A 20,296-nucleotide genomic window follows, 5' to 3' on the forward strand; every position below is an offset into this window, starting at 1 on the left:
TCTCCTAAACGGCTTCGGTTTCACGGAATGTAGTGGTCTCCAGGAACCTTTTATCCATGTATTCCCCGGCCAATATCGGCGGGTATTTTGATGGGGCTCGGACGGATTGACAGCTGTGCAGGCATTCTACTTTTGCAGTGTAGTCAGGATCCATGAAAAAGGCGGCCGAATGACGAACTCTGCCGCTGGTATTTATAACCCTATGCAAGGTGGCTTTATAGCGGTCATTGGTCCAGCGCTGCATCAGGTCGCCGACGTTCACGACGAATGCATTATCTATCGGTGCCGCTTTGATCCAGGCGCCTGATGTACTTTGCACTTCAAGTCCTCCCGCGTTATCCTGAAGTATCATGGTGATCCAGCCAAAATCGGTATGCTCACCTGCCCCGATGGGCATGCCTGGCCGGTATTTAATTGACGGGTACCTCAGTAGCCTGAGCTGCGCCATAGGCTTGGTGAACTTCTCATCAAAATAGGACGCTGGTACATCCAGTGCCAATGCAAAAACGCGCAGCAGGTCCTTTCCGAATGCCAGGGTCTGCTTGTGATAGTCGGTCATTACGTGTCGAAAGTCTGGCAGGGCGGCGGGCCAGGCATTGGGGCCATAGAACGGAAGTTTTGCTCTTACATAGGGATCGGTTACCGGGAGGTCGGTGGCCATGTCAAAGCCTTCCTTGATATCGCCCAGAACCCCGTCCGATTTATCGGCGCCTTCGCTGAAATATCCCCGCATGAACGGTGACTTATGGATTTCTATTTTCTGCTTTTCTGCAGATGGAAGATCAAATAACGATTTCAGTTGCGCAAAAACATTAGAAATCAAAGCGGTGTCGACAGCGTGATTGACAACGGTGAAGAAGCCCATTCCTCGGCAGGCGCTGTCTACCGCATCGACCAACTCAAGTGGAATCGGTCTGCCTGGTCGTAATGCTGCAGCGTCGATGAGCGGGATAGCTTCTTCTTTCATAGGGCCTCGCAAGATGACTAACGCACCTCTTCAGTCTGAGGTTTTACGCGTATTGAGCTGTCCGATGGATCAGGTTTTACCCCGCCAATCACTGTGTTTCGTACAGAGAAATTGCGTATTCTAGAGCCGGGATGGGCATGTAAGGCATGCGCAGGGCGGGGGCGGACGGCGGGTGCTTGACGATGGTCGCGGCCTATGAAAATTTGAGCAAACCAGATAAAGTTAGCCAGGCTAAATTTTTTGATCTGGAAGGAGCTGGATGTGTTTGCTAAATTGCCGTTAACCGCATTAAGAGCATTCGAGTCTGCAGCCAGATTAGGCGGGTTCAAGTCTGCCGCGAAGGAATTATATGTCACGCCGGCGGCCATCTCTCATCAAATAAAGTCCTTGGAAAGTCAGCTGGGTACTCTTTTATTTGAGCGCACGGCTCAAGGGGTCAAGTTGACAGAGAGCGGCCAGTTGCTCTATCCCAGTATTCATCTCGCGTTATCCGATATCTGCCGAAGTTTTAAAGGCTTTAGCGGAGATTCCAGCCCAAGGAAAGTTCGTGTCACCACCACGCCGGCATTTGCGGCCCTGTGGTTGATTCCCCGAGTGTCTGATTTCTACGCCAAGTATCCCGACGTTCAAGTCAGTATCGAAACCAGTAACGATATCGTCGACCTGCTGAGAGATTCATCCATTGACGTGGCGATTCGTTGTGGTTCGGGTGATTACCCGGGGTTATACAAGAAGTTTCTCATGCAGGAAGAGTTTGGCGCATTTTCATGCCCGCGCTGGAAAGCGGCCAATGTGAATGGGAGCAATCAAAACCTGAGTCTTATAAACGTGCGGTGGGGCACGCCCTTTCCGTTCTCCATAAGTTGGGAAAACTGGTGCCGGGTGGCGGGTCTGGAACAATGGATCGATAACGCCATTTATCGGGAGTATGACGATGAGCATTTTGCGCATCAGGCGGCCATTTCAGGGCAGGGCCTGGTGCTTGCCAGTACCGTGTTGGTCGCCGATAGCGTAGCCAAGGGGTTATTGGTAGATATCAAGCCAGATATCAAGATCGAAGGCTTGAAATACTCGGCCGTTGCAGTGCCGGGGCGGGAGCGAACATCGCCCTTGAAGGAGTTTTTAGAATGGCTTGAGGAACAGTCCGAAGAGTTCCGAACCCTGTAAGAACAAAGGTTTGCCTATGCCAAGGAAAACGCCAAGGCTTTCTGGCAGCAGCCTTTGTCGATGACCGGTAAACGAAATCCTCGCGTCTGCAACCGATCAGCCAGAAGTTTGTCTACTATGTAAGACAATTCCTCACCAGCAGAGGCCAAGCCATGCAGTCAAAAGCGGATCTTCAACGCGTGCTCGAAACGGCATTCCGCCCCAGTCGGTGCGAATGTGTCATGGGCAGCAACGACAGCTTCTCGATCAAGCTGTTCCATGCCGTGTCAGGCGACATGGAGCTGTATGTTACGGGCCTGCCATTGTCCGAACTCGCCAACAGTCGCTCCATTGCGCGCCTGGTTCTGTCACTCAGAGAGCAAAGGGACCTCATGGCGCAAATGGATCTTTCCATGCGTCGGCTTGGTTAGCAGTACAAAGCCTATCCATCTGTACCCGCGCCAGGTCTGATCTGGCCTGCTTTCCGTATGCCTGTTCTCTTGGCACCGCTCTCCTGGCGATGTCATCTGCTCCTCTTTTTCTCATCTATTCACGTGTTGATGCCTGTGTCTACATCGGCACTGGGCGTGGCTGTTTGTCACGATTGATGCATGAAAAGCAATAAAATCGTAAATCTTTGCATTTGAACGATCTATAAGCCCCTGTCAGTCTGGCTGAACATGCCCGCAGTGTCTGGGGCGCGGTTTGTGCGTGTCCGCATGACTCATTCGATGGCTGCCACCATGGTGTTGCAGGCATTCAGGGCCGGACCGGTATCGCTGTATATATAAATAAGAAAAACGAGATGTTCTCCATGCCCGCACTCATCTGCCTGATCCCCTCTACGCTGTTCTTCAGACCTTGTCCCGTAGGCTGAAAACACTGCTGCCTGGCGGCTTTGCGCCGCCTTATGACGACAACTAATCTGCTTTCACTGCTGCGCTATCGCGTCGGCCAGTTCCTCAAGGAGTACCCGCTATGTATCGCTGGCTTGCCAACCTGAGTGTCGCCAGGAAGCTGGCAATGGGCTTCGGCCTGTTGCTGTTGATGAGCCTGCTGATTTTCTGGGCGGGATGGAGTTCCATTTCCGGGTTGTCCTACCGAATGGACCGCATGAGTGCCGTGAACGAACTGATGAACGAACTGGCCACCATGCGCCTGGCGCGAGCGGACTACCTGCAAAGCGAGGGCGATCAGGAAAAAGCCAAGGCGCTGGCGGTGAAAATGGAGGCCACCGGGCAGACCTTGAACGAGCTGAATGGCTTCTTTCAGACCTCGGCGAACCAGGCCAAAGTGGCGGAGATGATCCAGGAGCTGGGCGCCTACCAGGCCGGTATCGAAAAGCTCAAGAGTAGCTACCAACAGATCGACGCCTCGCGTCTAGTGCGGCGCACCACAGGTGACAAGTCGCTGACGATGATCAATGCTCTGGACAAGTATGTCAGCGACAGCAATGCCGATGTCGCCGAGCAATACCGGGTCTATCGAGTGGTCAAGGACCTGCAGATGCAGTTTCTCTTCGCCCGTTTCGAAACCCGAGCCTATACCTACAGCAACAACCCGAAAAACTTCGATGCCGCTGCTGCCGCCGTCGACAAGACCCTGGCCAGCCTGAAGGTGCTGCGCCAGACTCTGACCGGCGGCGATCAGGCCGCCTTCTCTGAGCTGCAAACGTTGATTGCCGGCTATCGCGAGACGCTGCAGACGCATCAGGCGGCGTTGTTGCAGATCAAGACCCAGCTCGCCGAAATCGAGAAGAACGGCGACACCATGCTGCAGACCAGCCAGGCGCTCTACGACAACCAGATGCAGATGCGCGCCAAGGACACCGCCACAGCGGCCTGGACCATGACCAGTTGCCTGGCACTGGCCTTGATTCTTGGCCTATTCGGCGCGTTGCTGATTACCCGGCAGATCGTACCGCCCCTGCGCGCAGCGCTCGATAGCGTTCGCCGGGTGGCCAGCGGCGACCTCGCCGTCCAGGCCACCTCATCGCGCCAGGACGAAATTGGCCAGCTGGAGCAAGGTCTGGCGGAGATGACCGTCAACTTGCGACAACTGGTCAGCCATATTGGCGACGGCGCGACCTTGATCGCCAGCGCCACCGAGGAGCTGTCGGCCATCACCCTGCAGACCCGCAACGGTGCCAGCGACCAGAAGCTCGAAACCGAACAGGTGGCCACGGCGATGCATGAGATGACCACTTCGGTGCAAGACGTGGCACGCAATGCGGTCGAAACGGCCAGTGCCGTGGATCATGCGGCGCAGGATGCCAGGGGCGGAGCGCAGATCGTCATGAAGGCCATCGGCCAGATCGAGAGCCTCACCGGGGAAGTGCAGCGCACCAGCCAGGCCATTGGCACCCTGGCGGCAGAAAGTGGCCGGATCGGCAGCATGCTCGACGTCATCAAGTCAGTCGCCGAGCAGACCAACCTGCTGGCCTTGAACGCCGCCATCGAAGCGGCGCGCGCCGGCGAGGCGGGACGCGGTTTCGCCGTGGTGGCCGACGAGGTCCGCGGTCTGGCCCAGCGCACCCAGCAGTCCACTCAGGAAATCGAAGGGCTCATCGCTGCGTTGCAGCAGGGCACCAGCAACGCGGTACAGCGCATGGAGTCGAGCCTGAGCCTGACCACCGACAGCGTGGAGCTGGCCCGCGAGGCCGGTCAGGCGCTGTCGAGCATCAACTCGAGTATCGTGGCTATCCAGGGCATGACTCAGCAGATCGCCGCCGCTGCCGAGCAGCAGGGCGCGGTGGCCGAGGAAATCAACCGCAGCGTGGTGAATGTGCGCAATATCACCGAGCAGACCTACACGGCCAGTGAGCAGACCAGCCAGGCAAGCCAGGAGCTGGCCAGGCTGGGGCATACATTGCAGGGGCATGTGCAGCGCTTTCACGTGTAACCGGGGCGGCCAGCGTACTGCCCAAGGTCGGCAGTACGTGGTCTGACTGAACCGTATTGGCTTTAGCCGCAATACTGTTCGATTAAGCGCTTTGCGGCTCTGTGGGAGCGAGCTTGCTCGCGAAAAGCTGGCAAAGTCTCTGATTTTGCTGTGAACGTGAAGCCAAATTCGCGAGCAAGCTCGCTCCCACGGTCTAACTGACCTGTATTGGCTTTAGCCGCAATACAGTTCAGGTAGTCGTTATATGCTCGGTAGCGGCTTTAGCCGCGAAAGTGCCAGAAAATTCACTGCATCTGTTGTGAACATGTGGTCGCTTCGCAGCTGAAGCCCCTTACCCGGTTAACCGGTCGGTATTGTGGCTGACCTTGGTCTTCACGGCGCGTGGCCGTACTTGACCACGAAGTCGTTTTCCATCTTCACGCAAGCGGCGGAGATGACGTTGCGCGGGCCTGCCGCGCCGGTAAAACGGTTGAGTTCGTCGCGGCACTGCTGGATGGCGCTGCGCGCCTGCTGCTTGACCCTGGCCTGGGGCGAGTCGTCGACCAGCAACACAGCCGTAACGATGGCTGCCGCAGCCACGCCCAGGGCAATACCGATCTTGGCAGCCTTGTTCATGTCCCGGCTCCTGTCGCCTGTCCCCATGACAACCCGTTGAAAAGCATGCTTTTTCTCCCTGAAAAAAACGCACTCTAGCATGGCGCAAGGCTATCACGCAGCCAGCCCATAGCCCCCACAAGCCGGTGATCGAGGCTGCCTGTTCAGCGATGGAACGAAGCTTTGCGGCATGCAGTCAACGCTGTATCCATCCTCCGCAACAGGTACAGCCCATGGCCCGTGACATCGCTGACAAACTCGCCGACGACCTCAAGGTCAAGACCCGTTCCGAACTCGACACCTTCCTCGACCAGGCCAATGCGCTGATCGAGCGTGGCAACGCCATCGGTGCCCAGCGCGGGCCGCAATCGCGCCACCTGCTGGGGCAACTGCTGGATCGTGCCGATGCCTTGCTCAAACCCCGCGAACCCCTGGTGCCAGGCGTGGAGCCCTCCAAGGTCGAACAGGCCAAGGCTTTCGTCCGGGCGCACCCGGGAAAGTCGGTGCTGATTGCCGTCGGCGTCGGGCTGGTGCTCAAGCGGCTGCTCAACCGCGACTAGGCGTTTGCCTGCAGGGCCGGCATCAGCCAGAAAGTCTTTTCGCGGCAGAAGCCGGTGTTGCAGGTTTGAAGAAGGGCTCAGGCGTCACGCAACAGGTCGTGAGCGTTGAGCAGTTCCCAGGCGATTTCCGGGCGCCGCTCCAATCCCCGGCGGATGGCCGCGGGAATTGCCTGTCGTGTCTTGCGGCACAGGCCGGGGACTTCTTCGAGTTGAATGCCGATGCCGCGCATGGTGCGTACTTCATTGGGTCCAGGTGCGATGCGCACCTCAACGCCCAGTTGTTCGAAAATACGTCGCTGCAGGTGCTGCAATTGCTCCAGACTCTCGACGTTTTCCAGGCGTTCGATCAGCCGCTGTTCCTGCTCGCGGGTCAGCAGCAGGATGCGCTGGTCGGCGCCCGGTACCTGCAGGCGTTCACGCTCGCAGTTGCAGGCGCCGGGCGGGCAGGGATGGCGTATCGGGATCGTACTCATGGCCTCAGCATAACCATTCGTTTCCAGATGTGAATAGCCGCTGGCGCCGACTGAAGGCTTAGCCGCAGGCCAGAGCCTTGCTGTCAATGTCCTTTCATTCAAGGTGTTCGATCACCGCCCACTTCGCGCTTTGGGGCAATTGACGCCTCTCGCGCGGCGAACTTACCCTGGCCGCCAGAAGCCGGTCGTGCGCCGGGTTCACGAGTGGCTCCGGCAGTGCCCGAGATGCCGCCGCCTGATGAGCTGCACGGCCGATGAGGTCGGCAGAACCACAAGAATAATTACAAGAGTGCCTTGCCCTATGGATAGTCGTCTGCTCAGTGAGCGCAGTCGGGTGTTCGACCGTGCCGACCCCCATCTGGTATCGGGGTACGTCAATCAGCATGTCGGTACGCACAATATCCGCATGCCATCGGCGGGGCGCCCGCAGGCCAGCCTCAACCACCGACAGTTCGCCAACCTTGACCTGTGCCGCATCAGCTACGGCGGCAGTGTGCGGGTCATCTCACCGGCGCTGGAAAGCATCTTTCATCTGCAGATCCTGCTCAGCGGCCATTGCCTGTGGCGTGGGCATCGTGAGGAACACTATTTCGCCCCCGGCGAGCTGCTGCTGATCAACCCCGATGACCCGGTTGACCTGACCTACTCGGACGATTGCGAGAAATTCATCCTCAAGATGCCGGTCAGCCTGATCGAGTCGGTGTGCGCCGAGCAGCGCTGGCAGCCCCCTCGCGAAGGCGTGCGCTTCACCGCCAACCGCTACCAGCTGAGTGGGCTCGATGGCTTCGTCAACCTGCTGGCGATGGTCTGCCAGGAGGCCGAAGCGGAAGAACGCCTGCTGAAAGTGCAGGAGCACTACGCGCAGATCGTCGCCAGCAAGATGCTGACCCTGATGAAGACCAACGTCAGCCGCGAACAGCTGGGGGGCCACCCGGCGATGTTCGAGCGGGTGCTGGACTACATCGAACGCAACCTCAAGCACGATATCGACATCGAGGCGCTGGCGGTGCAGGCCGGGGTCAGCCTGCGCAGCCTGTACGGGCTGTTCGAGCGCCACCTGGGCGTGACGCCCAAGCTCTATGTGCGTCAGCGCAAGCTCGAGCGCATCCATGCCTGCCTCAAGGATCCCGGCTGCACGGTGCGCAACCTCACCGAACTGGCCATGGACCATGGCTTCCTGCACCTGGGACGCTTCGCCGAGCATTACCGGCAACGCTTCGGCGAGCTGCCGTCCGAGACCCTCAAGCGCCGTCATGGCTGATCGCCGGCGCCACGCGCGCTCGACGTCGCCGCCTGTTCGTCAATACTGCCTCTTCGCAGTTTCTTCGCGGCTGACGGCCCATGCCGTTTCCATCCAGCCGCTCGCGGCCAAGCCAGACAGCGCCCGTTCCTCTGCCAGCCGCTTTGCAAGAAACGGATAGCACTCTGCACAAAGCGGCTATTGCCCGCGCGCCCTCGACCCTAACCTGACCCGGCCTGAACAATAACAACGGAGGCCCCGGTCATGTCCCTGGGTATCGACTACCTGAATTCACTGCTCCAGGAAGACAAGGAGCAGGGCATCTATCGCTGCAAGCGGGAGATGTTCACCGATCCGCGACTGTTCGAGCTGGAGATGAAGCACATCTTCGAGGGCAACTGGATCTATCTGGCCCATGAGAGCCAGATCCCCGAGAAGAACGACTTCCTCACCACCAGCATGGGTCGCCAGCCGATTTTCATCGCGCGTAACAAGGATGGGCAGCTCAACGCCTTCCTCAACGCCTGCAGCCATCGCGGTGCGATGCTGTGCCGACACAAGCGGGGCAACAAATCCTCGTACACCTGCCCCTTCCATGGCTGGACCTTCAACAACAACGGCAAGCTGCTCAAGGTCAAGGACCCGGTGGATGCCGGCTACCCCGAGGGCTTCAACTGCGAAGGCTCGCACGATCTGACCCGCGTGGCGCGTTTCGAGTCGTACCGGGGCTTTCTATTCGGCAGCCTCAACCCCGACGTGCTGCCGCTGGTCGAGCACCTGGGCGAGTCGGCGAAGATCATCGACATGATCGTCGACCAGTCCCCCGAAGGCCTGGAAGTGCTGCGTGGCTCCAGCAGCTACATCTACGAAGGCAACTGGAAACTCACTGCCGAGAACGGTGCCGACGGCTACCACGTCAGTGCCGTGCACTGGAACTACGCCGCCACCCAGAACCAGCGCAAGCTGCGCGAGGCTGGCGAAGAGATCAAGACCATGAGCGCCGGCAGCTGGGGCAAGACCGGTGGTGGCTTCTACTCCTTCGACAAGGGCCACCTGCTGCTCTGGACACGCTGGGCCAACCCCGAAGACCGTCCCCTGTTCGAGCGCCGCGACGAACTGGCCAGGGACTTCGGCCAGGCCCGCGCCGACTGGATGATCCAGCATTCGCGCAACCTGTGCCTGTACCCCAACGTGTACCTGATGGACCAGTTCAGTTCACAGATCCGCATCGCCCGGCCGATCGCCGTGGACAAGACCGAGATCACCATCTACTGCATCGCGCCGAAGGGCGAGAGTGCCGAGGCGCGCGCCCGGCGCATCCGCCAGTACGAAGACTTCTTCAACGTCAGTGGCATGGCCACCCCAGACGACCTCGAAGAGTTCCGCTCCTGCCAGATGGGCTATCAGGGGGCACGCGGCTGGAACGACATGTCGCGCGGTGCCGCGCACTGGATCGAGGGCGCCGATGCCGCCGCACAGGAAATCGAACTCCGGCCGCTGCTGTCGGGTGTGCGCACCGAAGACGAGGGTCTGTTCGTGCTGCAGCACAAGTACTGGCAGGAAACCATGCTCAAGGCGGCCGCCGCCGAACAGCCACTGATTCCCGTGGAGGCCGTGTGATGAGCACCCTTTACGAAACCGTGCGTGACTTCCTGTACCGCGAAGCGCGCTACCTCGACGATGCCGAATGGGACAACTGGCTGGAGCTGTACGCCAGCGATGCGACCTTCTGGATGCCGGCCTGGGATGACAACGACGCACTCACCGAAGACCCGCAGAAAGAAATTTCGCTGATCTGGTACGGCAACCGCGGTGGCCTGGAAGACCGGGTGTTCCGTATCAAGACCGAGCGCTCCAGCGCCACCGTGCCCGACACCCGTACCTCGCACAACATCAGCAACCTCGAAGTGCTGGCGCACAGCGACGAGCAATGCCAGGTGCGTTTCAACTGGCATACCCTGAGCTTTCGTTACAAGACCGTCGACAGCTACTTCGGGACCAGCTTCTACACCCTCGACCTGCGCGGCGAGCAGCCGCTGATCAAGGCCAAGAAAGTGGTGCTGAAAAACGATTACGTGCGCCAGGTCATCGACATCTACCACATCTGATTTCCCGGCCCGCCTGCGGGCCTGTACCGATTGCTGCCGTGAGGTGCGCCATGCACAAGATCGCCCTGAATTTCGAAGACGGCGTGACCCGTTTCATCGACGCCGCTGCCACCGAGACCGTCGCCGACGCGGCCTACCGCCAAGGTATCAACATTCCGCTGGACTGCCGCGACGGCGCCTGCGGCACCTGCAAGTGCCTGGCCGAGGCGGGGCGCTATGACTTGGGCCAGGAATACATCGACGACGCCCTCACTGACGAGGAGGCCGCGCAAGGCTACGTGCTGACCTGCCAGATGCGCGCCGCCAGCGACTGCGTGATCCGCGTGCCGGCTTCGTCGGACGTCTGCAAGACCCGCCAGGCCAGCTTTGAAGCGACCATCAGCCAGGTCGAGAAACTTTCGGACAGCACCATCGCCCTGAAGATCAAGGGCGAGTCCCTCAGCCAGCTGGCCTTCCTGCCTGGCCAGTACGTCAACCTGCGGGTGCCTGGCAGTGAGCAGAGCCGTGCCTACTCGTTCAGTTCTCTGCAGAAGAACGGCGAGGTCAGCTTCCTGATCCGCCACGTGCCCGGCGGCCTGATGAGCAGCTTCCTCACCGGCATGGCCAAGGCCGGCGACAGCATGACCCTGGCCGGCCCGTTGGGCAGCTTCTACCTGCGCGAGATCAAGCGGCCTTTGCTGCTGCTCGCCGGTGGTACTGGGTTGGCGCCCTTCACCGCGATGCTGGAAAAAATCGCCGAGCAGGGCAGCGATCATCCGTTGCACCTGATCTACGGCGTCACCCATGACAGCGACCTGGTGGAAATGGACGTTCTGGCCGGCTTCGCCGAGCGCATCGCCCATTTCACCTACAGCGCCTGCGTGTCCAGCCCGGACAGCAGCTACCCGCACAAAGGTTTCGTCACCCATCACATCGAACCGGGGCACCTCAACGACGGCGATGTCGATGTCTACCTGTGCGGCCCGCCGCCGATGGTCGAGGCGGTGAGCCAGTACATCCGCGAGCAGGGCATCACCCCGGCGAACTTCTACTACGAAAAATTCGCCGCCAGCGCGGCCTGAACCAGGGAGGTCGTCATGCACATGCGATTTGCAGACAAAGTGGTGCTGGTCACCGGGGCTGCCCAGGGCATCGGGCGGAGGGTCGCCGAACGGCTGGTCGAGGAGGGCGGGCAACTGGTGGCGGTGGACCGCTCGGAGCTGGTTTTCGAACTGCATCAAAGCCTTGGCGAACAGTGCCTGGCGCTGACTGCCGACCTGGAAGGTTTCGACGAAGCGCACCGTGCGATGGCGGCGGCCGTGGAGCGCTTCGGGCGTCTGGACGTGCTGATCAACAACGTCGGCGGCACCATCTGGGCCAAGCCGTTCGAGCATTACCAGCCGCACGAGATCGAAGCGGAGATTCGCCGTTCGTTGTTCCCCACGCTGTGGTGCTGCCATGCGGCGCTGCCGTACATGCTGGAGCAGGGCAGTGGTGCCATCGTCAACGTCTCGTCCATCGCCACCCGCAGCGTGAACCGCGTGCCCTATGGCGCTGCCAAGGGCGGGGTGAATGCGTTGACCGCCTGCCTGGCATTCGAGAACGCCGGGCGCGGCATTCGCGTCAACGCCACGGCACCGGGCGGCACCGAGGCGCCACCGCGGCGCATCCCGCGCAACGCCGCCGAACAGAGCGAGCAGGAGCAGGGCTGGTATCAGCAGATCGTCGACCAGACCATCGACAGCAGCCTGATGAAGCGCTACGGCACCCTCGACGAGCAGGTGGGGGCGATCCTGTTCCTGGCTTCGGACGAAGCCTCTTACATCACCGGCGTGACCCTGCCGGTGGGCGGCGGCGACCTGGGCTGACCCCACAGTTCGACGATGCACAAGAGCGGCAATACAACAGCAGTGCTTTCTACAACAAAAACAAGAGATGCATGCCATGCGAACCATAGACGTACACGCGATTGTCGATAACGCGCGCTTCGGGCGCTTCCACTGGATGGTCATGAGCTGGTGCGCCCTGCTGCTGATCTTCGACGGCTATGACCTGTTCATCTACGGCGTGGTATTGCCGGTGATCATGAAAGAGTGGTCGCTCACTCCCTTGCAGGCCGGTGCGCTGGGCAGCTACGCGCTGTTCGGCATGATGTTCGGCGCCCTGGTATTCGGCAGCCTGGCCGACCGCATCGGGCGCAAGAAGGGCATCGCCATCTGCTTCGCGCTGTTCAGCGGCGCGACCATCGTCAATGGCTTTGCCAGCAGCCCCACCGAGTTCGGCGTCTGCCGCTTCATCGCCGGCCTGGGCTGCGGCGGCCTGATGCCCAATGCCGTGGCGTTGATGAACGAATACGCGCCCAAGCGCATGCGCAGCACCCTGGTGGCGGTGATGTTCAGCGGCTACTCGCTGGGCGGCATGCTCTCGGCGGGGGTGGGCATCGTGATGCTGCCGCGCTTCGGCTGGGAGTCGATGTTCTTCGCCGCCGCGCTGCCGTTGCTGCTGTTGCCGGCGATTCTCTACTACTTGCCCGAGTCCATCGGCTTCCTGGTCCGCCAGGGGCGCAGCGAAGAGGCCCGGCGCCTGTTGCAGCGCCTGGACGCCAGCCAGGCGCTCGACGGTGACGAAATCCTGCAGGTCAGTGATGCCAAGGGCCAGGGCGTGGCGGTGCTGGAGCTGTTCCGCGAAGGCCGTATGGTTCGCACCCTGGCCTTGTGGGTGGCGTTCTTCTGCTGCCTGCTGATGGTCTATGCGCTCAGCTCCTGGCTGCCGAAACTCATGGCCGGTGCCGGCTACAGCCTGGGGTCTAGCCTGTCGTTCCTGCTGGCGCTGAACTTCGGCGGCATGTTCGGCGCGATCTTCGGTGGCTGGCTGGGCGACCGCCTGAACCTGACCAAGGTCACCGTGGGCTTCTTCATCCTCGGTGCCGTGGCCATCAGCCTGCTGGGCTTCAACAGCCCGATGCCGTTGCTCTACCTGCTGATCTTCATCGCCGGAGCCACCACCATCGGCACGCAGATTTTGCTGTATGCCGGTGCCGCCCAGTTGTACGGCCTGTCGATGCGTTCCACCGGCCTGGGCTGGGCTTCGGGCATCGGTCGCAATGGCGCCATCGTCGGCCCGCTGCTCGGTGGCGCACTGATGGCTGCCAACCTGCCGCTGCAACTGAACTTCATGGCCTTTGCCATTCCTGGTGCCATTGCCGCCATCGCCATGACGGTGTTCGCCATCAGCGCCCAGCGCCGGGTGGCCGGTGCGCCCCTGCTGCAATCCTGAGCCGGGCTCGGGCGCCACACGCGTGGGGCACAGGCGAGTTTACTCGCGAAAAGCCCCACTGCAGGCGACGCCGGCCGTGTAAACCAGACAATCATGCGAGGTCCCATGAACGACCTGTTCAAGGATGTCTCCCTGTCCGCCGTGGTGGCCGGGTGTATTGCCACGCTCATCTCTTACGCCGGTCCGCTGGTGATCATCTTCCAGGCCGCCGACTCGGCGCAGTTGTCGCATGCGCAGCTGTCGTCGTGGATCTGGGCCATCTCCATCGGCAGCGCGCTGCTGGGGGCCTGGTTGAGCCTGCGTTTTCGGGTGCCGGTGGTGGTGGCCTGGTCGATCCCCGGTTCTGCGCTGCTGGTCTCGCAGCTGCCACAGATCGGCCTCGATCAGGCCGTGGGGGCCTATCTGATGGCCAGCCTGCTGCTCTGGCTGGTCGGCGTCAGCGGCGCCTTCGACCGCCTCATCGCCAGGCTGCCGGGGTCCATCGCCGCCGGCATGCAGGCCGGCATTCTGTTCAGTTTTGGTGTGGCGCTGTTCGAGTCGCTGCCGGCCCGGCCCTGGCTGGTGCTGGCGATGTTCGCCACCTATGTGCTGATGCGTCGTCTGCTGCCGCGCTATGCGGTGATGGCGGTGCTGCTGGTGGGCGTGCTGGTGACCTGGCTGGGCGGCGAGTTTCGTGCCGACGCGCTGGTGCTGGGTCTGGCCACGCCGACGCTGATCGAGCCGCAGTTCAGCCTGCAGGGCTTCTTCAACCTGGCCCTGCCACTGGTGCTGGTGGCGCTGACCGGGCAGTTCATGCCGGGCATGGCCGTATTGCGCAATGCCGGCTATCAGACGCCTGCCAGCCCGTTGATCGGCGCCACCGCCCTGGGCAGCGCGGTACTGGCGCCGTTCGGTTGCCATGGCCTGAACCTGGCGGCGGTTACCGCCAGCCTCTGCACCGGTCGCGAGGCGCACGACAATCCCCGGCGCCGCTACATCGCTGCGCTGTCGGGCAGCCTGCTGTACCTGGTGTTCGGCATCGCGGGCGCCACCCTGGTGTCGCTGTTTGCGGCCTTTCCCAGGGAACTGGTGGCCGCGCTGGCCGGGCTGGCGCTGTTCGGTGCCATCAGCGAGGCGTTGGGCCGCAGTACCGTGCAGGTCGAGGAACGCGACGCCGGCCTGTTCACCTTTCTGGTCACTGCCTCAGGTGTGTCTTTCCTGGGCTTGTCGGCAGCGTTCTGGGGGCTGTTGGCGGGGCTGGTCGTGCACCTGGCGATGAACGCCAGGCGCCCGGCACCTGCGCTGCGTGCCTTGGGCGACAAGAGCTGAAGTTGCATCCCTCGCTGTGCTGAGGGCCTTTCATTCATAACAACAAGAGAACAACCATGAGCCAGCATCAGATCGCCAAGCGTCACGTCATCAGCCTGGTCGGCCTCGGCCTGCCGTTGTCCGCCCTGGCGGCCGGCAGCCCGGCGCCGGAAGGCTTCATCGAAGGCGCCAGTGCCACCTTGCAGACCCGCAACTATTACTTCAGCCGCGACTTTTCCGACATCGTCGGCAGCAACCGCCAGTCGAAGCAGGAGGAGTGGGCCCAGGGCTTCATCCTCAACTTCAAGTCTGGCTATACCCCGGGTGTGGTCGGCTTCGGTCTGGACCTCAGCGGTATCCTGGGCATCAAGCTCGACAGCAGCCCGGACCGGGTCAATACTGGCCTGCTGCCGACCCACGGCGATGGCCGTGCGGCGGACGAATACAGCCGCCTGGGCGCGACCTTCAAGGCGCGCCTGTCGAACACCGAGCTGCGTCTCGGCGAGCTGCAGCCCAACCTGCCGGTGCTGACCTTCAGTGACATTCGCCTGCTGCCGCCCAGTTACCAGGGCGTGGCGGTCAGTTCCAGCGAGATCGCCGGCCTGACCCTGCAGGCCGGGCATTTGAGTTCCACCCACCTGCGTAACGAGGCCGGCGACGAGAAGATGATGGCTATGCTCGGCCATGTGCCGCAGCGCCAGGCCAGCAGCGATGCCTTCAACTATCTGGGCGGCGACTACGCCTTCAACGCCAAGCGCACCTCGTTGAGCCTCTGGTACGGGCAACTGGAGGATATCTATCAGCAGGGCTTCGTCGGCTTCAAGCACAGCCAGCCGCTCGGGAACTGGGTGCTGGGCGCCAACCTCGGTTACTACAGTGCCCGTGAGGACGGCGACAAACTGCTGGGTCGCATCGACAACCAGGCATTCTTCTCCCTGCTCTCGGCCAAGCACGGCGGGCACACCTTCTACGTGGGTTACCAGGCCATGTACGGCGACAGCCCGTTTCCCAGGGTCTTCGCCAACGTCTCACCACTGGGCAACGAAGTGCCGACCTATGAGTTCGCCTACACCGATGAACGCTCCTGGCAGGCGCGCTACGACTATGACTTCGCCGCCCTGGGCCTGCCCGGCCTGACCACCACGCTGCGCTACATCACCGGCGACAACGTCGACACCGGCGCCGGCTTCGAGGGCAAGGACCGCGAGCGCGATCTGGACATCGGCTATGTGGTACAGGAGGGAACGCTGAAGGGGCTGGGCGTGCGCGTGCGCAACGTCGCCGCGCGCTCCAACTACCGCAGCGACATCGATGAGAACCGCCTGATCTTCAGCTACACCTGGAAACTGCTCTGAGCCCGCCAGACGCTGCTGTCTTGGGATGTTCATCGGTATCGGTCATCGGCAAGCCGATGGCCGATACCGGCTCTGCGGTCAGCGGCTCCCGGGGGCGCCTTGTGCAACCATGGCGCGCCAGGTCCGGTAGCTGGGACGCTCCTGCATCCTGGCATGCCATGCACGTAGCGCGACACATTCTTCCGGGACCGGCAGCTTCACCAGTGAGGCGAAGATCATGCCGCCTATGACGGCGATATCGGCCATGGAAAATGTGTCACCGGCAACGAATGGCTGGCCTTGCAGAAGGTTGTCGAAGTAGCGCATGCCTCGGACTGCCTTCTCGCCCATTTTGCGCCCCCACTCGGCATTCTGATACAGCTCGACCTTCGGCCCCAGGCCGGGGGTGGCGTGATGGAAGTAAACGCTGACCGCGTCGAGGAATTCGATCTCGGCGCGTTTGGTCATCATGTGAATGAGTCCCTTCTGCAGAGGCGTTTCGCCGGTCAGCGTGGGGTGACCCTCCAGGCTGTCCAGATACTGCGTGATCGCCGTGCATTCCGCGATTCGAGTGCCGTCCTCGAGTTCCAGCACAGGTAAGGTGCCGGAGTAGTTGATAGCCAGAAATTCAGGCTCTTTATGCTCGCCCGTCCAGAGGTTCACCGGAACGAACTTGACGTTCTGCAGCCAGCCTTTCTCGGCGAGGGCTATGCGTACGCGGGCGGGGTAAGGGCCGTCGAACCAGTCGTAGATTGTCATGGACAATGAGGTAGAGGCTTCAGGGGTTGGATGTATAGAGATCATGGGGAGTTACCTGCCTGTCAGTTGGTAGGTAAAGAGTGGTCCTGATTTTTTGTTACGTCAACCCCTACCTGTCAGTTGGCAGGTAAGTTTGCGAGGAGTAGAGTTGTTTTCATACACCGCTGAATAACGTTCGAGGGTCATCAAGTGAGCGAAAATGCTCGAGAGAAAATTCTGGCAGCAGCGCGCTCCGCTGCCCAACTGCATGGTTACAGCGGCATCAATTTCCGCAGTATTGCCGAGGAAGTCGGGATCAAGAACGCGAGCATCTACTACCACTTCCCGAGCAAGGCGGATCTCGGCGCTGCCGTTGCTCAGCGCTACTGGCAGGAGACGCTGGCTGCGCTCGAAGGCATACGGGGTACCCACGCTGATCCGCGTCAGTGCCTGCAGTCATACCCGTCGATCTTTCGCAAATCGTTGAAAGACAACAACAGACTCTGCCTGTCCAGCTTTATGGCAGCCGAATGCGAAGATCTGCCCGATCAAGTGGCCAAAGAGGTCAGGGCATTCGCTGATGTCAATGTGGATTGGCTCGCCCAAGTGCTGGCAGATGATGACGGGGGCGCTACGCAAGATTACAAGCGACGCGCGCGAGCTATCTATGCAGCCGTCGCTGGGGCGCAACTGATAGCGCGAACTCGCGGGGACATCGCCTTGTTCGACGACCTGGTGCTGAGCTATCAGCAAGCAGGTCTGATTCCTGCCTGACCTCCTCTTGCCGAGTGGCTGAGTCCGGACCTGACGCTTCAGGGGCGTATCGCCTCAGATCCGCTCCTTGCGCTCATGAGTCGGCGACGGCCGGCCGAACAGGTAGCCCTGCAGGTGCGAGCAGCCCTCGGCCTTGAGCAGTTCGTACTGTTCCTGGGTCTCGACGCCTTCGGCGGTGGTCTTGATCAGCAGGCTGGTGCTGATGCCGGTGATGGCGCGGATCACGGCCATGGCTTCGCGACTCTCGGCCATCTCGTTGACGAACGACCGGTCGATCTTGATCCGGTCGAAGGGGAATGAGCGCAGGTAGCCCAGTGACGAGTAGCCGGTGCCGAAGTCATCCAAGGCAATAGCGACGCCCAGGGCCTTCAGCTCACGCAGGGTTGCAAGGTTTTCCTCGTCGTTTTCCAGTAGCACCGATTCGGTGATTTCCAGCTCCAGGCGATGGGGCGCCAGGCCCGAGTCGGTCAAGGCCAGCCTGACGATGTCGACCAGCTCGCAGTTCTTGAACTGCACCGGTGACAGGTTCACCGCCACGCTCTGTTCGCCACTCCAGTTGCAGGCTTCCTGGCAGGCAAGATTGAGCGCACGGGCGCCGACCTCGTGGATCAGCCCGGTTTCCTCGGCGATGGGGATGAAATCCAGGGGCATGATCAGCCCGCGGGTCGGGTGGTGCCAGCGCATCAGTGCCTCATAGCCGGTGATGCGCGGCTCGTCGAGGCCGATGATGGGCTGGTAGTAGAGCTGCAGGTGCCCCTGGTGCAAGGCCTTGCGCAGTTCGATCTCCATCAGCCGGCGATGCTGGGCCGCTTCGGCCATGGCCGGGTGGAACACCTCGTAGCGATTGCGCCCGTTGCGCTTGGCCTCATAGAGCGCCATGTCGGCGTGGCCGAGCAGCAATTCGCCCGACTCGCCCGGTGTCTGGTTGAACGCGATACCGATGCTGACGCCGATCAGCAGGTTATGGCCTTCCATCAGAAACGGCGCGGCCATGCACGCGGTGATGCGTTGCGCGATGCGGTAGGCATCTTCCGGGCGCTCGACGCGTGACAGCACGATGGCGAACTCGTCACCGCCCAGGCGCGCCAGGGTATCGTGCTCATCCAGCACCCCGCGCAGGCGCTCGGCCACGGCGCGCAACAGCGTATCGCCGAAGGCATGGCCAAATGCATCGTTGACATTCTTGAACTTGTCCAGGTCCAGGCACAGCGTGGCGATCAGGCGCGGCTGCAGCGCACAGGTGTCCAGGGCCTGCTGCAGTTGTTCGTGCAACAGGGTGCGGTTGGCCAGACCGGTCAGCGCATCGTGGTGCGCCATGTGGTGGATCTGTTCGCGGGCGGCGATCTCGTCGGTGACGTCCTCGGCGATCAGCAGCACGTAGTTCGACTGGGCTTCGACATCGCTGCGCAGCAGGGTCTTGGTGCGCAGCACGCGCAGGCCGATGGCGGTACGCAGGCGCTGCTCGGACTGACGCACGTGGGCGCTGTGCAGGCAGTGTTCGGTCTGTTCCTCAACGTAATCGGCCATGGTCGCCGACAGGCAATCTCGTGCCTGCTTGCCGAGCATGCCCTGGCGGGTGGCGCCGAACAGGCGTTGCGCCTGCTCGTTGACCAGCAGGATCTCGCGGCTACGTGCGTCCTGAACCAGCACGCTGGCGGGGATGCTGCCGATCACCGAGTCCAGGAAACGCGACAGCGCGGCCATCTGTTCGCTGTAGCGCTCGGCCATGTCCTTGGCCGCCAGTACCTGCAGTTCAGCCTCGCGGCGTTCGGTGATATCGCGGGTGATCTTAGAAAAGCCGATCGGCTGACCGTCGTCGTCATGCATCGGCGTGATGACCACATGGGTCCAGAAATGCGTGCCATCCTTGCGCAGGCGCACGCCTTCGGCCTCGAAGCGTCCGTCGCGGCGCGCGGTGTCCAGGCCATGCTGCGGCAAGCCGCGGGCACGGTCATCCGGGGTATAGAACACGGAAAAATGCCGGCCGACGATCTCTTCGGCCCGATAGCCCTTGGCGCGTTCGGCACCGCTGTTCCAGTTCACCACATGACCGTCGAGGTCGAGCATGTAGATGGCATAGTCGGTCGCCCCTTGCACCAGCAGGCGGAAGCGCTGTTCCTGCTCGCGCTGCGCCAGCAGCGCCTGGCGCTGTAAGGTGCAATCGCGGGTGATCTTGGCGAAGCCGATCAGCTCGCCATGGTCGCCACGGATCGCATCGATGACCACGTGGGCCCAGAAGGTGCTGCCATCCTTGCGAACCCGCCAGCCCTCGGCCTCGAAGCGGCCGGTACGCCGGGCCGTTTCCAGGCCGGCCATGGGGACGTTGCGAGCGCGTTCTTCGGCGCTGTAGAACAGCGAGAAGTGCTTGCCGACGATCTCCTGCGCCCGGTATTGCTTGGCCCGTTCGGCCCCGCTGTTCCAGTTGGCGACAATGCCTTCCGGGGTCAGCATGTAGATGGCGTAGTCCACTACACCCTGCACCAGCAGGCGATACATCACATCCGGGTTTTCGACTACCAATGTCATCGGGCACTACCGTCCTGGTGGGTGGCTCACGGATTCTCGGCGCAGGTCCGGAGGCAATCGAGCCTCGGTCCGGCCATGGCCGTTTGGCATTATTTCATGCGTGGGCGCGGCTGGACACGTCTAGGTCGGTCTTTTATCGCGCGGGCGATGGCGTGCGCGCGTGTGCAAGGGGCGGGGAATGCAGCACCCGCCGAGCGGGGCGGATGCCGGAAGGCAGGAAGCGAAGTCGCGGTGCCGTCCATTGCAGTACGGCACCTTGGGGCAATATCAGGTGCGGAACTTGCGCACCAGACCGTCCAGTTCGCTGGACAGCGCCGCCAGGCTCTGCGAGTCGCCCCGCGCCGACTGCGCCAGCTCCACCACCAACTGGGCATCGCCGTGGATCTGGCTGAT

18 protein-coding genes are annotated in these 20,296 nt (G+C 61.6%); 13 read left to right on the plus strand and 5 right to left on the minus strand.

The features are described 5' to 3' along the window. Positions 1-4: 4 nt before the first annotated feature. Complete coding sequence (locus tag QZ497_RS21455) at positions 5-967, minus strand: 2-oxoglutarate and iron-dependent oxygenase domain-containing protein (protein ID WP_295479389.1); 963 nt, start codon at positions 965-967, stop codon at positions 5-7. 261 nt (positions 968-1,228) lie between these two features. Here QZ497_RS21455 and QZ497_RS21460 point away from each other — a divergent pair, with 261 nt between their 5' ends. The 3 genes from QZ497_RS21460 to QZ497_RS21470 all read left to right on the plus strand — a co-directional run bounded on the left by QZ497_RS21460 (position 1,229) and on the right by QZ497_RS21470 (position 5,014). Beyond that, positions 1,229-2,134, plus strand: coding sequence for a LysR substrate-binding domain-containing protein (locus QZ497_RS21460; RefSeq protein WP_295479392.1), 906 nt, complete (start codon positions 1,229-1,231; stop codon positions 2,132-2,134). Positions 2,135-2,286: 152 nt separating this feature from the next. Next, complete coding sequence (locus QZ497_RS21465) at positions 2,287-2,544, plus strand: DUF1652 domain-containing protein (protein ID WP_295479395.1); 258 nt, start codon at positions 2,287-2,289, stop codon at positions 2,542-2,544. Positions 2,545-3,091: 547 nt separating this feature from the next. Continuing rightward, positions 3,092-5,014, plus strand: a complete 1,923-nt coding sequence (locus QZ497_RS21470) for a methyl-accepting chemotaxis protein (RefSeq protein ID WP_295479398.1) — start codon at positions 3,092-3,094, stop codon at positions 5,012-5,014. A gap of 372 nt (positions 5,015-5,386) precedes the next feature. Here the strand turns inward: QZ497_RS21470 and QZ497_RS21475 are convergent, their stop codons facing one another. Beyond that, entirely contained in the window at positions 5,387-5,629 is a 243-nt protein-coding gene (locus QZ497_RS21475) for a hypothetical protein (protein ID WP_295479401.1), read from the minus strand. 212 nt (positions 5,630-5,841) lie between these two features. On the opposite strand from QZ497_RS21475, the gene QZ497_RS21480 reads away from it, so the two are divergent. Next, entirely contained in the window at positions 5,842-6,168 is a 327-nt protein-coding gene (locus tag QZ497_RS21480) for a hypothetical protein (RefSeq protein ID WP_295479404.1), read from the plus strand. A gap of 77 nt (positions 6,169-6,245) precedes the next feature. Here QZ497_RS21480 and QZ497_RS21485 read toward each other — a convergent pair whose 3' ends face one another. Beyond that, positions 6,246-6,641: a hypothetical protein gene (locus QZ497_RS21485; RefSeq protein WP_295479407.1), complete on the minus strand. Its 396-nt coding sequence runs from the start codon at positions 6,639-6,641 to the stop codon at positions 6,246-6,248. Between the two features lie 301 nt (positions 6,642-6,942). Here QZ497_RS21485 and QZ497_RS21490 point away from each other — a divergent pair, with 301 nt between their 5' ends. The 8 genes from QZ497_RS21490 (at position 6,943) to QZ497_RS21525 (ending at position 15,886) form a co-directional block, all read left to right on the plus strand. After that, positions 6,943-7,902: an AraC family transcriptional regulator gene (locus tag QZ497_RS21490; protein ID WP_295479411.1), complete on the plus strand. Its 960-nt coding sequence runs from the start codon at positions 6,943-6,945 to the stop codon at positions 7,900-7,902. Positions 7,903-8,145: 243 nt separating this feature from the next. After that, a complete protein-coding gene (gene benA, locus QZ497_RS21495) occupies positions 8,146-9,501 on the plus strand; it encodes a benzoate 1,2-dioxygenase large subunit (protein WP_295479416.1) in 1,356 nt (451 codons plus the stop codon). Then, entirely contained in the window at positions 9,501-9,989 is a 489-nt protein-coding gene (benB, locus tag QZ497_RS21500) for a benzoate 1,2-dioxygenase small subunit (protein WP_295479419.1), read from the plus strand. Before benA ends, benB begins: the two co-directional genes overlap by 1 nt. Positions 9,990-10,039: 50 nt before the next feature. Next, positions 10,040-11,050 carry a benzoate 1,2-dioxygenase electron transfer component BenC gene (gene benC, locus QZ497_RS21505; RefSeq protein ID WP_295479422.1) on the plus strand — a complete coding sequence of 337 codons (1,011 nt, stop codon included), beginning with the start codon at positions 10,040-10,042 and terminating at the stop codon, positions 11,048-11,050. 15 nt (positions 11,051-11,065) lie between these two features. Next, a complete protein-coding gene (locus QZ497_RS21510) occupies positions 11,066-11,836 on the plus strand; it encodes a 1,6-dihydroxycyclohexa-2,4-diene-1-carboxylate dehydrogenase (protein WP_295479425.1) in 771 nt (256 codons plus the stop codon). Between the two features lie 76 nt (positions 11,837-11,912). Beyond that, positions 11,913-13,244 carry an MFS transporter gene (locus QZ497_RS21515; RefSeq protein WP_295479428.1) on the plus strand — a complete coding sequence of 444 codons (1,332 nt, stop codon included), beginning with the start codon at positions 11,913-11,915 and terminating at the stop codon, positions 13,242-13,244. 105 nt (positions 13,245-13,349) lie between these two features. Continuing rightward, positions 13,350-14,552, plus strand: coding sequence for a benzoate/H(+) symporter BenE family transporter (locus QZ497_RS21520; RefSeq protein WP_295479431.1), 1,203 nt, complete (start codon positions 13,350-13,352; stop codon positions 14,550-14,552). A gap of 56 nt (positions 14,553-14,608) precedes the next feature. After that, entirely contained in the window at positions 14,609-15,886 is a 1,278-nt protein-coding gene (locus tag QZ497_RS21525) for an OprD family porin (protein ID WP_295479434.1), read from the plus strand. A 78-nt stretch (positions 15,887-15,964) separates the two neighbouring features. Here the strand turns inward: QZ497_RS21525 and QZ497_RS21530 are convergent, their stop codons facing one another. Further along, positions 15,965-16,624 (minus strand): glutathione S-transferase, encoded by a 660-nt coding sequence (locus QZ497_RS21530; protein ID WP_295479437.1) that lies wholly within the window; start codon positions 16,622-16,624, stop codon positions 15,965-15,967. 189 nt (positions 16,625-16,813) lie between these two features. Here QZ497_RS21530 and QZ497_RS21535 point away from each other — a divergent pair, with 189 nt between their 5' ends. After that, entirely contained in the window at positions 16,814-17,377 is a 564-nt protein-coding gene (locus QZ497_RS21535) for a TetR/AcrR family transcriptional regulator (protein WP_295479439.1), read from the plus strand. 54 nt (positions 17,378-17,431) lie between these two features. Here the strand turns inward: QZ497_RS21535 and QZ497_RS21540 are convergent, their stop codons facing one another. Further along, positions 17,432-19,903, minus strand: coding sequence for an EAL domain-containing protein (locus QZ497_RS21540; protein WP_295479442.1), 2,472 nt, complete (start codon positions 19,901-19,903; stop codon positions 17,432-17,434). Positions 19,904-20,296: the final 393 nt, after the last annotated feature.

The organism is uncultured Pseudomonas sp., assembly GCF_913777995.1.
In the GTDB taxonomy this organism is placed as follows: Bacteria; Pseudomonadota; Gammaproteobacteria; order Pseudomonadales; family Pseudomonadaceae; genus Aquipseudomonas.

What these genes read in the sequence shown, in the direction of transcription:
- QZ497_RS21455 (WP_295479389.1), bottom strand. Translation starts at nt 967, where the DNA reads ATGAAAGAAGAAGCTATCCCGCTCATCGACGCTGCAGCATTACGACCA.
- QZ497_RS21465 (WP_295479395.1), top strand. Translation starts at nt 2,287, where the DNA reads ATGCAGTCAAAAGCGGATCTTCAACGCGTGCTCGAAACGGCATTCCGC.
- QZ497_RS21470 (WP_295479398.1), top strand. Translation starts at nt 3,092, where the DNA reads ATGTATCGCTGGCTTGCCAACCTGAGTGTCGCCAGGAAGCTGGCAATG.
- QZ497_RS21475 (WP_295479401.1), bottom strand. Translation starts at nt 5,629, where the DNA reads ATGAACAAGGCTGCCAAGATCGGTATTGCCCTGGGCGTGGCTGCGGCA.
- QZ497_RS21480 (WP_295479404.1), top strand. Translation starts at nt 5,842, where the DNA reads ATGGCCCGTGACATCGCTGACAAACTCGCCGACGACCTCAAGGTCAAG.
- QZ497_RS21485 (WP_295479407.1), bottom strand. Translation starts at nt 6,641, where the DNA reads ATGAGTACGATCCCGATACGCCATCCCTGCCCGCCCGGCGCCTGCAAC.
- QZ497_RS21490 (WP_295479411.1), top strand. Translation starts at nt 6,943, where the DNA reads ATGGATAGTCGTCTGCTCAGTGAGCGCAGTCGGGTGTTCGACCGTGCC.
- benA (WP_295479416.1), top strand. Translation starts at nt 8,146, where the DNA reads ATGTCCCTGGGTATCGACTACCTGAATTCACTGCTCCAGGAAGACAAG.
- benB (WP_295479419.1), top strand. Translation starts at nt 9,501, where the DNA reads ATGAGCACCCTTTACGAAACCGTGCGTGACTTCCTGTACCGCGAAGCG.
- benC (WP_295479422.1), top strand. Translation starts at nt 10,040, where the DNA reads ATGCACAAGATCGCCCTGAATTTCGAAGACGGCGTGACCCGTTTCATC.
- QZ497_RS21510 (WP_295479425.1), top strand. Translation starts at nt 11,066, where the DNA reads ATGCACATGCGATTTGCAGACAAAGTGGTGCTGGTCACCGGGGCTGCC.
- QZ497_RS21515 (WP_295479428.1), top strand. Translation starts at nt 11,913, where the DNA reads ATGCGAACCATAGACGTACACGCGATTGTCGATAACGCGCGCTTCGGG.
- QZ497_RS21520 (WP_295479431.1), top strand. Translation starts at nt 13,350, where the DNA reads ATGAACGACCTGTTCAAGGATGTCTCCCTGTCCGCCGTGGTGGCCGGG.
- QZ497_RS21525 (WP_295479434.1), top strand. Translation starts at nt 14,609, where the DNA reads ATGAGCCAGCATCAGATCGCCAAGCGTCACGTCATCAGCCTGGTCGGC.
- QZ497_RS21530 (WP_295479437.1), bottom strand. Translation starts at nt 16,624, where the DNA reads ATGACAATCTACGACTGGTTCGACGGCCCTTACCCCGCCCGCGTACGC.
- QZ497_RS21540 (WP_295479442.1), bottom strand. Translation starts at nt 19,903, where the DNA reads ATGACATTGGTAGTCGAAAACCCGGATGTGATGTATCGCCTGCTGGTG.